Source organism: Peptidiphaga sp. (genome assembly GCF_057238965.1).
Genome location: NZ_DBHHEV010000035.1, coordinates 1 through 16,035, shown reverse-complemented (window position 1 = coordinate 16,035; position 16,035 = coordinate 1). Strand labels below are relative to the sequence as shown.

At 64.5% G+C, this 16,035-nt stretch carries 13 protein-coding genes, 2 tRNA genes and 1 pseudogene; 8 read left to right on the top strand and 8 right to left on the bottom strand.

Going from position 1 to position 16,035, the window contains the following annotated elements; genetic code table 11:
- Window positions 1–238: pseudogene (locus ACO48X_RS05750) on the top strand (TetR/AcrR family transcriptional regulator); the annotation flags it as partial.
- Between the two features lie 222 nt (window positions 239–460).
- Here the strand turns inward: ACO48X_RS05750 and ACO48X_RS05745 are convergent.
- The 4 genes from ACO48X_RS05745 to ACO48X_RS05730 form a co-directional block, all read right to left on the bottom strand.
- On the bottom strand, window positions 461–847 hold the full coding sequence (locus ACO48X_RS05745; RefSeq protein WP_485001161.1) for a VOC family protein: 387 nt from the start codon (window positions 845–847) through the stop codon (window positions 461–463).
- A 154-nt stretch (window positions 848–1,001) separates the two neighbouring features.
- Window positions 1,002–2,600 (bottom strand): hypothetical protein, encoded by a 1,599-nt coding sequence (locus ACO48X_RS05740; RefSeq protein WP_485001160.1) that lies wholly within the window; start codon window positions 2,598–2,600, stop codon window positions 1,002–1,004.
- Window positions 2,597–3,496: an ABC transporter ATP-binding protein gene (locus tag ACO48X_RS05735; protein WP_485001159.1), complete on the bottom strand. Its 900-nt coding sequence runs from the start codon at window positions 3,494–3,496 to the stop codon at window positions 2,597–2,599. The genes ACO48X_RS05740 and ACO48X_RS05735 overlap by 4 nt, the downstream gene beginning before the upstream one ends.
- Window positions 3,480–4,478 carry a helix-turn-helix domain-containing protein gene (locus ACO48X_RS05730; RefSeq protein ID WP_485001158.1) on the bottom strand — a complete coding sequence of 333 codons (999 nt, stop codon included), beginning with the start codon at window positions 4,476–4,478 and terminating at the stop codon, window positions 3,480–3,482. Before ACO48X_RS05730 ends, ACO48X_RS05735 begins: the two co-directional genes overlap by 17 nt.
- A gap of 278 nt (window positions 4,479–4,756) precedes the next feature.
- On the opposite strand from ACO48X_RS05730, the gene gltX reads away from it, so the two are divergent.
- The 4 genes from gltX (at window position 4,757) to ACO48X_RS05710 (ending at window position 8,489) form a co-directional block, all read left to right on the top strand.
- Entirely contained in the window at window positions 4,757–6,259 is a 1,503-nt protein-coding gene (gene gltX / locus ACO48X_RS05725) for a glutamate--tRNA ligase (protein WP_485001157.1), read from the top strand.
- Window positions 6,260–6,853: 594 nt separating this feature from the next.
- Window positions 6,854–8,107 carry a hypothetical protein gene (locus ACO48X_RS05720; RefSeq protein WP_485001156.1) on the top strand — a complete coding sequence of 418 codons (1,254 nt, stop codon included), beginning with the start codon at window positions 6,854–6,856 and terminating at the stop codon, window positions 8,105–8,107.
- A gap of 203 nt (window positions 8,108–8,310) precedes the next feature.
- Window positions 8,311–8,382: transfer RNA gene (locus tag ACO48X_RS05715), tRNA-Gln, on the top strand.
- A 34-nt stretch (window positions 8,383–8,416) separates the two neighbouring features.
- Window positions 8,417–8,489, top strand: a tRNA-Glu gene (locus tag ACO48X_RS05710).
- Between the two features lie 105 nt (window positions 8,490–8,594).
- Here the strand turns inward: ACO48X_RS05710 and ACO48X_RS05705 are convergent.
- The 3 genes from ACO48X_RS05705 to ACO48X_RS05695 all read right to left on the bottom strand — a co-directional run bounded on the left by ACO48X_RS05705 (window position 8,595) and on the right by ACO48X_RS05695 (window position 11,606).
- A complete protein-coding gene (locus tag ACO48X_RS05705; RefSeq protein WP_485001155.1) occupies window positions 8,595–9,386 on the bottom strand; it encodes an LD-carboxypeptidase in 792 nt (263 codons plus the stop codon).
- 153 nt (window positions 9,387–9,539) lie between these two features.
- Window positions 9,540–10,433: a DMT family transporter gene (locus tag ACO48X_RS05700; RefSeq protein WP_485001154.1), complete on the bottom strand. Its 894-nt coding sequence runs from the start codon at window positions 10,431–10,433 to the stop codon at window positions 9,540–9,542.
- 48 nt (window positions 10,434–10,481) lie between these two features.
- Complete coding sequence (locus ACO48X_RS05695) at window positions 10,482–11,606, bottom strand: glycosyltransferase family 4 protein (RefSeq protein ID WP_485001153.1); 1,125 nt, start codon at window positions 11,604–11,606, stop codon at window positions 10,482–10,484.
- 563 nt (window positions 11,607–12,169) lie between these two features.
- On the opposite strand from ACO48X_RS05695, the gene ACO48X_RS05690 reads away from it, so the two are divergent.
- Window positions 12,170–13,219, top strand: a complete 1,050-nt coding sequence (locus ACO48X_RS05690; protein ID WP_485001152.1) for a hypothetical protein — start codon at window positions 12,170–12,172, stop codon at window positions 13,217–13,219.
- A gap of 172 nt (window positions 13,220–13,391) precedes the next feature.
- Here ACO48X_RS05690 and ACO48X_RS05685 read toward each other — a convergent pair whose 3' ends face one another.
- Window positions 13,392–14,177 carry an IclR family transcriptional regulator gene (locus ACO48X_RS05685; protein WP_485001151.1) on the bottom strand — a complete coding sequence of 262 codons (786 nt, stop codon included), beginning with the start codon at window positions 14,175–14,177 and terminating at the stop codon, window positions 13,392–13,394.
- 105 nt (window positions 14,178–14,282) lie between these two features.
- On the opposite strand from ACO48X_RS05685, the gene leuC reads away from it, so the two are divergent.
- Both leuC and ACO48X_RS05675 read left to right on the top strand, forming a co-directional pair.
- Entirely contained in the window at window positions 14,283–15,680 is a 1,398-nt protein-coding gene (gene leuC / locus ACO48X_RS05680) for a 3-isopropylmalate dehydratase large subunit (protein ID WP_485001150.1), read from the top strand.
- Window positions 15,681–15,758: 78 nt separating this feature from the next.
- On the top strand, window positions 15,759–16,035 hold a 277-nt coding region (locus ACO48X_RS05675; RefSeq protein WP_485001149.1), incomplete at its 3' end, for a 3-isopropylmalate dehydratase small subunit.

The following is a 16,035-nucleotide window of genomic DNA, read 5'->3' as shown; positions in this document are numbered from 1 at the left end:
CCACGACGCGCAGCTGATAAGCGCGGGCGATTTCGCGCCTGTCGCGAGAGCCTATCGAACGGGGCGCTCACGGCTCAATGCGGCCGTCGCCCGGGTGCTCGCCCATTTGCGCATCGACCTGACGGCCGACCTGGCGATCGCCGTCGTCGACGGCGCCGCCGTCTCTGCCCTGTCCGAAGGGCGCGACGTCAAAGCCACGGCCCGAGAGCTCTTGGAATCCGTCTGTCGGCGCTCCTGAGGCCGTGCCGCCTCAACGAGTTTCGGGGCTTCGCCGGACTGTCGAATCGCCGAGTTGCCTCGGGACGCTTTCGGCATTTCTCGAAGCGCTTGAACGGATTGCCTTGACTGTTTGCCGAATTGCCGGGCGCTTCGGCAAATCTTTCGCCGAAGTCACCCGGCAAACGGCTTCCAGAGTCGGCTCTCGAAGAAGCTCAGAATCGGCTTTCGAAGAATCCCGGAGTCAGTTCCCGTGGAAGACGGCTTCCAGGTTGTTGCCGTCGGGATCCAGGACGAACGCCCCATAGTAGCCGGGGTGATAATGCGGACGCTCGCCCGGCTCCCCGTTGTCGGCGCCGCCGGCCGCCGTCGCCGCACGGTGGAAGGCGTCCACCTGTTCAGACGATGAGGCCGAAACGGCGATGTGGCAGGGCGTGGGGCTTTCTGCCGGCACGATCCACAGGTCTGGAGGAATCGGCGCGTCCTTGGGGGCATTCGGCGAAGGGGCGCCCATGCCGACGACGGGCCCGTGCTCCATGACGATGCGGTAGCCGAGCGGTTCCAACGCGGCTGCGTAAAAAGCCTTGGAAGCCTCGGGATTGCTTGCATTGATGGAAATGTGGTCGATCATCTCTCAAGGATAGACCGCGGCCAGCCTCAAGGGGGCCGTTGCCGATTGCATGTCGAGGCGGCTGCGCCAAGCGCGGACGGTCGGAGCGAGGCTCGGCCGCCGGGCTGGGCTTGGACGGCCGAGGCAGACGTGGCCACGAGGTCAAAGGACGCGGCTACGACGCAAGGATGTCGCGACGGCGGCAGGCGGCCGTTGCAAACGCGGATGCGGCGAGCCCGACGGCGAGCAATCCGAGGGCCTGGGGAAGGCGCTCGGTGTCCGAGGGGGAGAAGGACCATCCCAGAAGCGTCGTCTTGGACGCCCACTCTGGCAGCTCCAGAAGCTTCCCAAACCATGACAGGGCGAAGGACCATCCGACCAGCGCCCACACTCCGGCGGTCAGCTTCCTCGAAAGCGCGTAAAGCAAACATCCCACGCCTGCGAGGCACGCGCACGCGGGCCATTGGGTGGCGGTTTTCCAGGCGATCTCGCGCCCGTGCTCCCAGTCGAGGGAAAGGCCGACGGCGACGGCGAGGGTCGCTGCTCCCGCGGCCCCCAGGATCGCCGATTCCACGGCGCCCGCGACGGCTTGGGCCGCGACGACTCTTCTTCTGGAAGTCCCGCTGGCCAATTCGACGTCGAGAATCCCCTTCTTCTCCGTTTCGGCGAGTGAAGAGATCGCATTCGCCGTCTCGCAGACGATGAGAATGCCGACGATGACCGAGAAGAGCGAGACGATCTGAGACGTGGCCTCGCCGCCTCCGGACATTTTCGACAGGAGGTCGGAGTAGTTGGCGTTTTTCTTCGTCAAAGTGACGAAAGAACCCGCCATGGAGCCGATGAAGGCGGCCGTCGCGACGACGCCGACGAGCCACCCGAGCAGCCTGCGCCGCCCCAATCGCAGCGTTAGCGAGAAAACGCCGGCCGCCCGCAGGCGAGAGCCCGAGCGGCTCGCCGATCTCAAATAGGCCCCGTGAAGCTCCCTGCGCGAATACAGGCGCCATGCCAGCGCGGCGAGCGCGAGCGCCGCGAGGGCCATGGGAATCGCGAGAAGGAAACGATCGGCGGTGTAGGGCTCGAGCAGTTCCTTCCATCCCAAGGGAGTGAGCCATTGCACCCGGTCCCAGTCGGCGGCGACCGCTCCGACGCGCAGGGAAAACGCCGCGAACAGCGCCACGAAGGAGATTCGACGCGCCCCCACGGCGTCGTCGGCAAGCTGAGAGGCGACCAGGGCAATCGCCGAAAACACGCAGCCCGTGAGGGCGATCGCGATCCCCAGGCACACCGAGCCGGCCACGGAGATCTCAGAAAACAGCGGCGCCTGGACAGCGAGGACAAGGCCGCAGCTGAAACCGGCGGCCAGGGAAAAGGCCGTTCCAATTGCGGCTTGGACGGCGAACACGACCGCCCGGCTGACCCCGGTCCCTTCGACAAGCTCGCGAAGGCCGTCGTCCTCGCCGCGGCGCCCGACGGTCGTGACGATGAGGATGGCTGCGATCGACGTGAAGACCAAAAGGAGCATTCCCGTTTCCCACTGGACGAGCTGGCCGACCGTGCCGGGTTGAGGGACCGTCCCGAACAGAAGGCGCGTTCCGGCATTGGAGTTCATCATCTCGATCACGGATCTGCGAAGCTCCATGCTGCCCAGGTTATTCCGGTAGGCGTTGGGAATAACGGCCAAGACGAGGCAGAAAGCGCCGATCCATGCGGCGAATGCCAGCCGTTGGCGACGCAGCGCGACGCCGAAAAGGGTTTTGAAATCCTTGGCGTTCATCGGATCGTCGCCTCGTAATGCCGAAGGAACAGGTCCTCAAGGCTCGCAGCCGTGCATGTGATGTCGGCCAAACCTGCCGCGACGGCCGCGCCGAGGACGTCCGGCACGTGAGCGGCGTCGGCTTCCGCAACGAGGTCTCCCTCATCCCACGCAACGGCGACGCCCTTCGACTCGACGTCCGCAAACAGGCTCTTCAACCGAGATTCCTCGCCGCGCACGCGTATCTCACGGGCTCCCAGGTGCCTGAGCCGGTCAAGCCTGCCCGTCTCCACCGTGACGCCGTCCTTGATGATCGTCACATGCGAACACAGAGCCTGCACCTCGCCCAGAATATGGCTCGAGAGGAGAACTGTCCGCCCTTCCGCCTTCGCCTGGGCGACGCACTCGCCGAAGATCTGCTCCATCAAAGGGTCGAGCCCGCTCGTCGGCTCGTCGAGGACGAGCAGGTCGACGGGGGCGGACAGGGCCGCCACCAGAATCACCTTCTGTCTGTTCCCCTTCGAATACGTTCTGATGCGTTTCGAAGGGTCGAGTCGGAAACGCTCGATGAGCTCGCGCTCGCGGGCCTTGTCGCGCCTTCCCCGCAGCGCGGCCAGCGCGTCGAGGGCCTGCTGCCCGGTGAGATTCGGCCACAGGGCCACCTCGCCCGGAACGTAGGCCACGCGTCGGTTGATGCCGCGGGCCGACGTGGACGGGTCCATGCCGAACACCCGCACAGTCCCCTCATCGGGGTGATACAGGCCCAGCAGGCATCGGATCGTCGTCGATTTTCCCGAGCCGTTCGGGCCGAGGAATCCGTGGACGGTCCCTTCCTCCACGGCGAGGTCGAGCGAATCGAGCGCGCGCAACTGTCCGAAGGCCTTCACAAGGCCTTTGACTTCAATGGTCTCCGTCATCGATTTCTTCCTTTGTTTCGTGAGTGTGTGCAGCGCCCGCCTTTTCGCCGCCACGGGCGGAGTCTGCTTTTTCCTGAGCATGTGCGGCGCCCGCAGGGTCTGCAGCGCCGTCTTGCGTCGCTTTTGCGTTTCCTTCTTTTGTCGCTTTGTGAGCCGAAGCGTTTGCCCCGTGAGCCGAGGCCTTCGCCCCGTGGGCCGAAGCGTTTGCATTTGGCGCGGCCTCGAAGGCCTCGGGCTCGACCCATCCGAGCCTGACCAGGCACAGTTCCATGAACCGGCGATGCTTTCGATCGGGGTAAGCCACCCTCATCGCCAGGAGAAGGCGCTCGAAGTCGGCGTTTATGCGGACGATGTTGTCGGCCAGGCCGGCAAGGCCGAATTTGCTCGCAAGTTTGGTGTAGACGACGATGAATCGGTCCACGAGAGGGCTGACGTCGTCGGCGTCCATCGCCTGGGCGAAGATCTCGAGCCCCTCGACCATGGCGTCGATGTCGGCTTCGGTCGCCGAGTACAGCGCGACGTCGGGAAGCTTGTCCCACGCCCCGATGATCGAGGCGATGACGCGGTCGCGCTCGAGGAGCTCGATGTGACGGGGATTCGTCAGGCGGGAACGGACAGTCGTGTAAAGAGAGTCGAGGGAAGCCGGCAGGGGAGAGATCGTCGCGTCGCTTTTGGCCAGCTCGCGCAAGCCCTCGATCCTGTTGCGCTGAGAGGCGAGCTTTTGGATCTCCGCATCGATCCGCTCCAGGGCGGAGTCGAAGTCTTCTGCCGCGCCTTTTGACGAGCCGTCGAGCAGGTGGCCGATGGAAGCGAGGCTCATCCCGGATTCGGCCAGCCACCTGATTCGCACGAGACGGGCAAGATCGTCGAAGCCGTAGTCTCGGGGCCTTCCCTCGGGAATCGGAAGCAGGCCCACGGCGTGGTACCAGCGAACGGCGCGCACCGTCGTGCCGGCAAGGTAGGCGACCTCGCAAACTTTCATGCCCCTATCTCATCATGTGACGTCACGTCATATGCAAGCGACTTCGGCCGCCCGACGTTCAGGCTGCGCAACAACGCAAGCAAAGCGCCGCGCGGCCTGGCCGAGCGGGCATTCGCTCCGCACCGACGCGCCTTGCGCCGCCTGGCTGCGCGATGCGCCGCCGATGTCGAAGGCAGCGCCGTCCGGCTGCGAGCCGGTCCGTCGGTGCCCTAGCTCACTCGGCGCACTGCGCTTCCGCCGAGCCTCGGCGAGCTTGCGGGCGTTACCCTTGTTGCATCATGGCTATCACAACTGCTGCGGGCTCAGACATCCGCGTTCGCTTCTGCCCTTCGCCGACCGGCGCGCCCCACGTGGGAATGGTGCGCACGTGCCTTTTCAACTACGCCTATGCGCGCCACGTGGGCGGCACTTTCGTCTTCCGAATTGAAGACACCGACGCCGCCCGCGACTCCGAGGATTCCTTCGACGCGATCGTCGATTCGCTGACGTGGATGGGGCTCGAATGGGACGAGGGCGTCGGCGTCGGCGGGCCCCACGGACCGTACCGCCAATCGGAACGCGGAGAGATCTATCGCGACGTCGCCGCGAATCTTCTGGCCGGCGGGTACGCGTACGAGTCCTTTTCGACGCCGGAGGAGATCGAGGAGCGCCACCGAGCCGCCGGGCGCGATCCGAAACTCGGCTACGACGGCTTCGACCGCGACCTGACCGAGGAACAGAAAGCAGCGTACAGGGCGCAGGGCCGCAAACCGGTCATTCGCATGCGCATGCCCGACGCCGACGTCTCGTTCACCGACCTCGTGCGCGGAGAGATTGTTTTCAAGGCCGGATCAGTTCCCGACTACGTCATCGTCCGCGCGAACGGCGACCCTCTCTACACGCTGACGAATCCGGTCGATGACGCCATGATGGAGATCACCGACGTGCTGCGCGGAGAGGACCTCCTTTCCTCCACGCCGCGTCAGATCGTCCTCTATCGCGCGCTCGAGGAGCTCGGCGTCGCGAAGTTCACTCCGAGGTTCGGCCACCTGCCCTACGTCATGGGGGAGGGGAACAAGAAGCTCTCCAAGCGCGATCCGCAATCCAACCTTCTGCTTCACCGCGAGCGCGGCGTGATCCCTGAGGGACTGCTCAACTACCTCGCCCTGCTGGGGTGGGCCATCAGCCCGGACAACGACGTGTTCACGAAGGACGAGATGGTCGCCGCCTTCGAGATAGACGCCGTCAACCCCAATCCCGCCAGATTCGACGAGAAGAAGTGCACGGCCATCAACGCCGAACACATTCGCCGGCTCGACGTCGCCGATTACACCTCGCGCCTGGTCCCTTTCCTCGCGCGGGAGGGAATTGTGAGCTCCGACAAGTACGAGGGACTGACCGACGCCGAACGCAGGATTCTCGACGCCGCCGCGCCCCTGGCGCAGACTCGAATGCAGCTTCTCGGCGAGGCGCCGGACCTGCTGCGGTTCCTCTTCGTCGGCGCCGAGGACGTCGTATACAACGAGAAGGCCGTCGCCAAACTCAAGGACTCGGCGCCTGCTGCCCTCGCGGGGGCGGCCGAGGCGGTGCGCTCGATGGAGTCGTTTAAGCCTGAAGAGCTCAAAGAGGCCCTCGACGCCAAACTCGTCGAGGGTCTGGGCATCAAGCCGCGGCTGGCCTTCGGCCCGCTTTTCGTCGCCATGACCGGCACAAACGTCTCGATTCCGGTGGTCGACTCCATGGCGATCCTCGGGAAGGACGAGGCGCTCGTGAGAATCGAGCGGCTTCTGGCACGCCTGTAGGCTGCGTTTGCGGAAAGCTCGCTCTGACCGGACGGTCGGCGGAGTGTCGCCGAGTCGCGCGCGGGGCTTCGGTGGGGATATCGAGCCGCACACGATAGGCGAGTGACCGGGGCCCGAGGGGCGGCCTCGGCAAGAGTTCCTCTGGCCGCGCCGGGCGTGCGCCTGTAGTCTGGCTTTATGAGACTGGGACGGCGCATTTTCTGGATTCGCGGGCCGCGGGAGTGGTTTCGCAAGCCGCCCGAAGATTCTCAGTCTCCCCGCACCAGCAAGTACGCGGTTCGCCGCGGCATCATGCAGCGCGTCTTGGTCCGTGAGCTTGCGTCCGCGCTGCAGAACGAAGCCAATTTTTCGGACGGGGGCCGCGCGGAGTGGGCGCAGGGCCTTCCCGCGCTTTCGCCCGTGCATTTCGAGGAATTGCCCTCGCAAATGCGCCTCGTATTTCAAGAGCCGAAAAGCCGCTTGTTTCGACGCAAACTGCCGCGGTTTTTGAAGTTGCGCGCCGGAACGCGGGGCCCCGCCTCCGACGATTTGAAGCTGCTCGGCGACGTCGTTCCCCACGGCGCGGCTGTGCCGAGCCCATGGATTATTGCTTGCATGAAAGGAAACGTCGTTCCCCGCAGCATGGCTGTGGCCAGCGGCGACAAATGCGACGGCGACAAACATGACGGCGGGGAGTTTCACGAAGGCAGCGGCCCTCCGAAAGGCAGCGGCCCTTTGGAAGGCCGTCCCAACCTCGGCAGCTCTCCCGAAGGCCGCGGCTGTCCCGCAGCCGACCGGCGAGAGCTCGTTGAAAGCTACGTCGCGGGCGTCGTCGCCTGGTGTGAGCGCGCGCTCGAGGCGGGCGACGAAATAGAACTCCCGCGAATCGTCGAAATGGCTTTGTCTGATGCGACGGTCGGCTACGCCTTCGGCTTGTGCGAAGAAGAGATCCCGATCGACGACCTGTGCGGCGAAGGCCTGCGCACCCGGCTCGACCGGATCGCCGAGCGTCTGTTCCGTCTGCCGGGCCTCGAATGGTGGAGCGAAGGCTTCGACCCTGCCGCCTACACCTGGCATGAACAGGTTCCAGCCTCCTCGACCGTTTGCGTCGAACGCCCCGGAGGAGTCCCTGCAGGCTCGTCGGGTCTTGCGGCGACGAGCGGCGCCGCAGAATGGGGTTCGCGGGCGCCGACGATCAGCGGTGCCGCATGGTTTCCCTCCTCCGAGATGGAGTGGCCGGTCCTTCACAGCTACCGAGACCTTTCCGCAAGTCGATTTGACCAGGAGAGGTGGGAGGACAGCGTCGTCGACGGGCGCACGTGCACGGAGCAGTGGTTCGGGGACGACGCCGGAGACTGCGACGTCGCCCGATTGGACCGCGGGGCTCTCGCGGCGGGCGACGGTTCGCGGATAGCATCGATTCACGCGCCCGACGACTGGATGCGGCTCGTAGCGCGGTTTCCCGCGCGGTTGACCCCGGATGTGAAGGCAGGGTGGCAGGGCAACGCGGAGGGGCAGATGTACACGGTCGATTGGCAGGCCGCGAGGCGGGAGATCGACGGCGTCTACGTCTCCGTGGCGGGCGCGCTCAGATCCTCCTTCGCGCCCCTTGCCCTCGAGGACGTTCTGAGCGTCGAGGGGCACTCAACCGTTGGGGATTCCGCGGCCTTGGAGGGACGCCCCGCTTTGGACGGTTCGACGGCTCTCGGGGACCTTGCGGCCTTGAAGGGCTCCGAGACAGTGCGGGACAGGGAGAATGCGGCGGAGGGGGACTCTTGGGGCGGCGATCCGCAAAACAGGCCCCTGACTATGATGACCGGTTGGACGCCAGGATCGATTCTTTGGCTCAATCGGCCTCGCGTCTCCTGAGGGGCCAGTCGGAGTCCAGCGCCTTCCGCGAGCCGCCGAAATCTCCGGCGTCGGGCGGGCGCGCCGACTTTGCGCCGACATCGTTCTCTGTGCCGTCCCGACGCTCCGCATTCAGTGACGGGATGCACGCGTCGTCGTTTTGCCCAACGGCGCTCAATCCGGTAGCCTTTTTATCTGTCGCCAGCGAAAGCTGGTGATTGCACTGGGGTATGGTGTAATTGGCAACACAGGTGATTCTGGTTCATCCGTTCTAGGTTCGAGTCCTGGTACCCCAGCGGAGGAGTGGTCTCGGATGGCCTTTTTCTCTGCGCCCCTATCGTCTAGTGGCCTAGGACGCCGCCCTCTCACGGCGGTAACGCGGGTTCAAATCCCGCTGGGGGTACAATTCACTTCCCTCTGAACGAGCTCGCTATGTCGCGGGCCGTTGTGCGAAAAGCCGGTTCGCGAAAGAAACGTCGCGTCTTTCTTGGCAAACCGCAGCCTTCCCTTAAGAGAACGTCGCCGGCTCGCTGTCTGGCGAGTGCCCGAGCCCGGGCGCCTCGGCGATGGGCAGGCCGCCCGCATATTCTCTGACCAGTTCGAGTGCGGCGGCACGCTCGCCCGCTTCGTCGATCTCCGTCAGCTGGCCCACCACGATTCCCGCAACGGCGTCAAAGGATCCGATCTGCCTGTGTTGAGCGAGGCTTGTCGCAAGCGAAAGCAGGCTTCCGCCGAGCGACTCGACGACCAAGGCCTTTCCTTTCAAATCCGGCCAGTATGGCGTTCCCGCGAGCTTGAGGAAGCAGCGAAGGTTGCCCCCGGCCCATCGCGTCTGCGCCAGACCTTCCGCGCCGGTGAGCGCCGGGCGGAGGATGCGGCCTGCCAATGCGGCGTCGACCGCGTCGAACCCCCGCTCCACGCCAGCCGCGGGATTCCACAGGACGGCCGGCTGCCCCGTCATGGCGACGATCGAGTTGACAATGCAGCTGTTGTCGGAGAAGCCGAAATACGGTTTGGGGTGTGCGGCCACGGCGTCCCAGTCGACGTAGGGGAGCGCCTCGTTCGCGAGATCGCCCCCCGAGACGTCGAAGACGGCGTCGACGGCGTCGTCGGCGAAGGCCTCGGTCAACATGCGTGCACGCAGCCGAGGGCTCCAGCGCCGGTCGGCGCCAAGCTCGAGGACTTCCGTGCAATCCAGCTCGTGGCCCCGGTCTGCAAGGGCGCGGACGGCGGCGGGCAGCTTCGGCCGAGCCCAATCCGGCAGCGGATTCGAACAGTTCACGAGACGGAGAAGAGCCATGGGGCCAGGCTAGATTTCCGCCTGCGGGCTGTCAACAGGGCTGCGGGCCGTCGTTGCCTTGTCCGCTCCGCCAGACAAGCTCCGCGAGACTGTCTCCGACTCATAGGCAGCATTGGCCAATCTTGGCTTGCGGACGCCCCAGGCCCATGGGCGTCAGAAGGTGTAGTACACGTACATTCCGCCGGCCAGAACGGCCACGCCTATCAGCCTGAAGAGCGTGACATGCGCCTTTCGCGCGCCGAAAAGGGCGAAGTGGTCGATGGCCATCGAGCCGAGCAGCTGGCCGATGAGGACCACAAGCAGGGTGACTCCTGTTCCCAAGTGGGGAACGAGCTGGGCCATGCCCACCACGAAAAGGGCGCCCACCGGCCCGCCCAGCCACATCCACCATCGACCGCGGGTCGTTTTATGCGGAAGCTGATTGCTGAAGACGACGAGAAGCAGAAGCAGGATCGTGCCCGTGGCGTAGGAGACGAAGCCCGACGCGATCGACGAGCCCAGCATCTTCGTGAGGTTCCCGTTGAATGCCGCCTGCAGCGCAGCGTAGACGCCCACAAGGATCCCCATGACCCGCCATACGAGCTTCGGACGCGGGCCGACCCGCGAGGATTTCCCGCGCCCGTAGACCGCGAGAAGCATTCCCGCGGCGGCCAGTCCGGCCCCCGCCAGCCGATATGCAGAGATAGGCTGGACTTGGGAGTTGAACAGGCCGAAATGGTCGATGGCCAGCCCCGAGAGGATCTTTCCGCCGACGGGCAGCACCACCGTTTCGACCGCGCCGACGTGCGGAAAAATCGTGATGATCGTCAAAAGGGCAAGGATTCCCATCGCCCCGCCCAGATAAGACCACCACGGGGTGCTGACGGGAGGAACGATGTTCAGGCTTTCGCTGACGACTATCACGCCGAGGAACGCCGTTCCAATCACGAAAGAGACGAAAGAGGCCCCTATCGTCGTTCCGTAGGAGACTTTCAAGCGCGTGTTCATGGCGCTTTGAACGGGAACCAGGCAGCCGACGGCGACGGCCAGCGCGAAGTATTCGATCACAGCAGCTCTTTCAGTAGTTCGGTCACGGCGTCTTCTTCTGCGGTTCGGTCACAGCAGTTCTTCCCGCAGGGGGACGGCGAGCGTCGACCAGCGCCACGCCTCGTCGACCCAGGCAAGCCCGGCGCGGCCCATCTCTTTGGCGCGCGAAGGGTTGCCCAGCATGTACGCAAGCGCGGAGGCGACGGCTTCCGGGCGATGTCCCGAGCAGACGACGCCGGTCTTTCCATTGAGGACCGCCTCGGGCGCGCCGCCGGAGTCCCCGGCGACGACGGGAAGGCCGGCGGCGTAGGCCTCGAGATAGACGATTCCGAGCCCTTCGAGGTCCATGCCCGCCGCGCGGGTCCTGCACGGCATGGCGAAAACGTCGCCCAGGCTGTAGTGGGCGGCAAGCTCCTCGAACGGCGCCTCGCCCGTGAAGACGATGCTCTCCGCAGCGGGGCTTTCCTGCGCCATCTTCCGCAAATCGCCCTGGTAGGGGCCCTTGCCGACTATGACGAGCTTGGCCTGCGGGCAGGCGGCGAGGACCCGGGGCCAGACGCGAATGAGCGTGTCCTGCCCCTTGCGCTCGACCAGTCGCGAAATGCACACGACCGTCGGATCGTCGCCAATCCCGTAACGTTCGCGCAGTTTTTGCCGCCACGACGCCGAGAATGCGAAGTCCTCCGGCGAAATGCCGCCCGGCAGGCGCACGATTCGGGTGTCCCCGATGAGCGGGCGAAGCCGACGGAGGGTCGCCTTCGTCAGGTAGGTGACGACGTCGGCGTCGCGAAAGATCTTCCGCAGAGCCAGGCGCCCGGCAGGGACCCTCGCCCAGCCGACCTCGTGTCCGTGGGTGGTCGAGATGACTTTGCCCGCCCCGGCGGCTTTTGCGGCGTTCGCCATAAGGCCGAGCGGCGTCGATGCGCCGACCCAAACCGCCTCGATGGACTGCTCGCGAATGATTCTCTGCATCTCGCGGCGCACGCTTGGGATCGGAAGCATGACCGTTCCCGGGTAGCGGATCGTCGTCCACGGCTGCGCGGCGTCGTACTCGTCCGCCCCGCCGTCCGGGGGAGAAGAGCAGTAGACGACGAGGGAATCCGGGTCGAGCTCGCGGGCGAAGCCTTCGAGATACGTCTGTATTCCTCCCTTGCGGGGCGGAAAGTCGTTCGTCACGAGGAGCGTCCGTCTCATGCGGGTAATCGTATCTGGTTTCGTCCGCCTAGTTCGGCATCGGGTTGCGTGAGATCGGCATCGGATTGCGCAAGGGAAGTCTACAGACCCCTGGGTGCCGGTTACAGACCGCCCGGCGCCAGGAGGTTGCTTGACGACATTGCCTGACGACGGCGCTTTCTTGGGGCTTGGACGTCGGCGAAATTGTTCGACGTCATTAGATTCAGGGGCGACGAGAAGACCGCCTTCATAAATTGTGAAACTTTCAGATCAATTAAATTCTAAGGTAGGTCTGAAGCGTTTTCTTCTAAAGATGTGTTTTCCCTGACACTCTAAGCCAGGGTGAGTGGTTTTTTGCTCGCGATATGCTGGAAACTCTTTTGTTTCCAAGGAGAATTTTATCAGAGCGTGTCCGAAAAGTCGATATTATCTAGCTTTGAAAAGTGCGATGGAAACGGACTTTTGCGCGTGAGCTCCTGAGATTGGCCTTCGCTGGGGAGCATTGCAATTTATATTGCATTGCTTGCTGTAGTGGCTAAGACTACAGTAAAAAACACTAAAGCAACGGGTGAAGATAGGAGGTTATGATGAAACTCATTCGTTTTGCAGCATCGCTGTCGGCGTTGTCGATGGCGATTGCGGGGGCGTCGGTCGCCCACGCAGATTCTCCAGATCAAGGTTCGGATACGGCGAGTGCTACGGCGCAGCAGGCATATCAGGCTGTTGAAAGAGCCGACCGCAAGTGGACAGACGCGGCAGCCGACGTTCCGGCGAACGCTTCAGGCAAGGACGCGATTAAAACGACGCAGCAAGGCGTGGGCATTTCGGTGCCCAACGATCCGAGCTCGAAGATGACGATCGCCGGGCGCAACGGCAAGGTCTCGGTGGACCTGCCGTTCTCCGGCTCGGCGTCAAGGGCGGCGTCGTCGCATGCCGGCATGGTCGCTTTTGACAATAAAAACGGCTCGTCTACAACGCCGATCGTCCGCAAGGACGGGAGTACTCAGATCAACACCGTCATCAACAACGCCAACGCGCCCAAACGCTATGCGTACAAAATGCAGGTGCCTGAAGGTGCGAAGATCCAGCGCGCCGGTTCGTCCGTTTTGGTGACGAAGGGCGAGAAGATGGTTGTCGGCATCGCACCGGCGTGGGCCAAAGATGCCAAGGGCAAGAGCGTTCCGACCCATTACGAGGTCAAGGGCAACGTCGTCACGCAAGTGGTCGATCATGGCAGCCAGTACGCCTACCCCATCGTCGCCGATCCTTGGTGGGGCATCGATCTGTTCAAAACCCTCGAAGTAAACCGGAAGGGCCAATGGCAGGGACAGAATGTGTATTCGGGTGAGCTGTCACCGTGGGGATGGTCTGTGTATCTTGGTAATACGGGTCCTAATATGCCAAACAACCCTGTCCTTGGCAATCGAATCATTCGATATGCCGGCTGGGAGGAATGGAAGGATCGCCTTGTCGGCCCCAATCCTGCTGAAACACTCGTCCAACAGTACTCGTGTCATGTCCGCTACGGATATGCTGTTTTTGGAGCGGGTTTCCATTGGGATTTGGAGGCTGCGAGACCTTCAAATCCAGATTGGTGGTGGCTGCCCATCTGGAAGCACAAATGCAATTGGTGATGGCTGACGGTCTCGTCTTTTCTGTAGAAGCAGGCGCGTGACAAGTTAGATACACGCTAATTCCTCGAAAGCTTGGGGAGCGAGGCTTTGCGCTTTGCTCCTCAAGTTTTCATTGGCCGGGCTTTCGCTTCCCGGGTTTTGCTTTGTCACGCGCCGTCGGATTTCCGCGCCCTCACAGATCAGCGCCGAGGCCTTCGGTCGCCTGGAGGACGTCGGTCAGGCGCCGGGCCGCGGTCACGACCGCCGTCGCATGCTGGCGTCCGGGCTGGTGCCCCATGCGCTCGACGGGGCCGGAGATCGAGACCGCGGCGATGACGCGGCCGGATGGCCCGCGCACGGGGGCCGATATGGAAGCCACCCCGATCTCGCGTTCGGAGACCGACTGCGCCCACCCGCGCCTGCGCACGGCGGACAGGTTCGTGGCGGTGAAAGTGGCCCCGTGCAGACCCCGGTGGAGCCGATCGGGCTCCTCCCACGCCAAAAGCACCTGGGCGGCCGACCCGGCCTTCATCGACAGGGTCGCGCCGATGGGAATCGAGTCGCGCAGCCCGACCGTTCGCTCGGCGGCGGCCACGCACACCCGCTGATCTCCCTGGCGGCGGAAAAGCTGGGCGGATTCCCCCGTGTGGTCGCGCAGGGCGATGAGCACCGGGCTGGCGGAGGCGAGGAGGCGGTCTTCGCCGGCTGCCGAGGCCAACTCGCCGAGCCGTGGGCCGAGGATGAAACGCCCCTGCATGTCGCGGGCAACCAAGCGGTGGTGTTCGAGTGCGACGGCGAGGCGGTGGACGGTCGGCCGCGCCAAATGCGTTGCGGACACCAGTTGCGCTAGCGTTTGCGGCCCGGATTCAAGGGCGCTGAAAACGGAAGCCGCCTTGTCGAGAACTCCGACGCCGGAGCTGTCGTCTCGTAGCGTGTCGCCGTTGCGTCCATCGGCGTCGTCCTCGGGTACAGTGTCCATGTATTGATACTTGCATCTCACGCTTTGAGATGCAAGGACAAAAATCCCTGCACTGCGGGATCCTTTTCTTGACTCTTTCAACCGAATATGACAAAGGAGGACACAATGGGTGCGACGCTCGCCGAGAAGGTTTGGGCCGACCACGTTGTCAAGCGCGGAGAGAACGGCGCCCCCGACCTTCTTTTCATCGATCTGCAGCTCGTTCACGAAGTGACTAGCCCACAGGCCTTCGAGGGGCTTCGCCTGGCCGGGCGCCCCGTGCGCCGCCCGGATCTGACGGTGGCGACGGAGGACCACAATACGCCGACGCTGGACATCGACCTGCCCATCGCAGACCTCACTTCCCGCGCCCAGATCGACGCTCTGCGGCGGAACTGTGAGGAATTCGGCGTTCCCATCTATTCGCTCGGCAACGCCGACCAGGGGATCGTCCACGTCGTCGGCCCCCAACTCGGGCTGACGCAGCCGGGCATGACCATCGTGTGCGGCGACTCCCACACCTCCACTCACGGCGCCTTCGGTTCGCTCGCCCTGGGAATCGGCACGTCGGAGGTCGAACACGTGCTGGCGACGCAGACCCTCCCGCTCGCGCCGTTCAAAACGATGGCCATCAACGTCGACGGCAGGCTCAAGCCCGGAACCACCGCCAAGGACATCATCCTGGCGATCATCGCGAAGATCGGAACGAACGGCGCCCAAGGCCACGTCATCGAGTATCGCGGAGAGGCCATCCGCTCCCTGTCAATGGAGGCCCGGATGACGATCTGCAACATGTCGATCGAAGCCGGCGCGCGGGCCGGAATGGTCGCTCCCGACGAGACGACGTTCGCCTACGTCAAGGGCAGGCCGAACGCGCCGGAGAACTGGGACGAAGCCGTTGCCTACTGGCGCACCTTGGCCACCGACGACGACGCCGAATTCGACACCGTGGTGGAGCTCGACGCCAACGAGCTGGAGCCCTTCGTCACCTGGGGGACCAACCCGGGCCAGGGAATAGGGATCTCCGGAAAGGTGCCTGAGCCTGCCGACATCGCCGACGAGACACAGCGCAAAGCCGCCGAAGGCGCAATCGAATACATGGGTCTGACCCCGGGAACGCCGATGCGGGAGATCGACATCGACGCCGTGTTCATCGGCTCGTGCACCAACGGCCGCATCGAGGACCTGCGGGCGGCCGCAAAGGTGGTCGAGGGCCGCAAGAAGGCGCCCAAAACCCGCGTGATGGTGGTTCCGGGGTCGGCGCGGGTCCGCCTCCAAGCCGAGGCCGAGGGGCTCGACAAAGTCTTCCTCGACTTCGGAGCCGAGTGGCGCAACGCCGGATGCTCGATGTGCCTTGGCATGAACCCCGACCAGCTGAGCCCGGGGGAGCGGTGCGCTTCGACGTCGAATAGAAACTTCCAGGGGCGGCAGGGGCCGGGAGGGCGGACCCACCTCGTATCGCCCCTCGTCGCGGCGGCGACGGCGGTCAAGGGAAAGCTCGCCACGCCGTCCGACCTCGGCTGAAACGGGAAGTTTAGGGCCTTCAGCCGGGTTGAACGGCTCCGCCGAGCCAGACGCCTCGGCGGCTAAGAAAGGAACACGATGGAAAAGTTCACGCAGCACACCGGGATCGGCGTCCCGCTCCGGCGCAGCGCCGTCGACACGGACCAGATCATTCCGGCCGTCTACCTCAAGCGGATCACCCGCACGGGATTCGAGGACGCCCTCTTCGCCTCGTGGCGCAAAGACCCCTCCTTCGTCCTCAACAAGGAGGAGTACCGCCGGGGCTCGGTGCTGGTGGCAGGGCCCGACTTCGGCACCGGTTCCTCGCGCGAGCACGCGGTGTGGGCGCTCAAGGACTACGGCTTCCGCGCCGTCT